General features: G+C 55.7%; 1 pseudogene. It reads left to right on the top strand.

The annotated features are described in order from the left end of the window. Positions 1 to 235 (top strand): annotated as a pseudogene (locus B2W52_RS12305) (ferredoxin--NADP reductase); the annotation flags it as partial.

Raw genomic sequence — 235 nt, 5'->3', positions numbered from 1 at the left:
CGCGCTTACAGTATCGCCAGTGCCAATTACGAGGAAGAGCTTGAGTTCTTCTCGATCAAGGTCCAGGACGGCCCACTGACCTCCCGCCTTCAGAAAATCCAGGTAGGTGACGAAATTCTGGTGAGCCGCAAGCCGACAGGGACGCTGATTCTGGACAACCTTCTGCCCGGAAAGAATCTGTGGCTGATCAGCACCGGCACCGGTTTGGCGCCCTTCATGAGCATCATCAAGGATC

The sequence above is a fragment of the Marinobacter sp. UBA2498 genome (assembly GCF_002341575.1).
In the GTDB taxonomy this organism is placed as follows: Bacteria; Pseudomonadota; Gammaproteobacteria; order Pseudomonadales; family Oleiphilaceae; genus Marinobacter; species Marinobacter manganoxydans.
The sequence above is the reverse complement of the archived record's forward strand: the minus strand, read 5'-3'. Positions and strand labels throughout refer to the sequence as shown.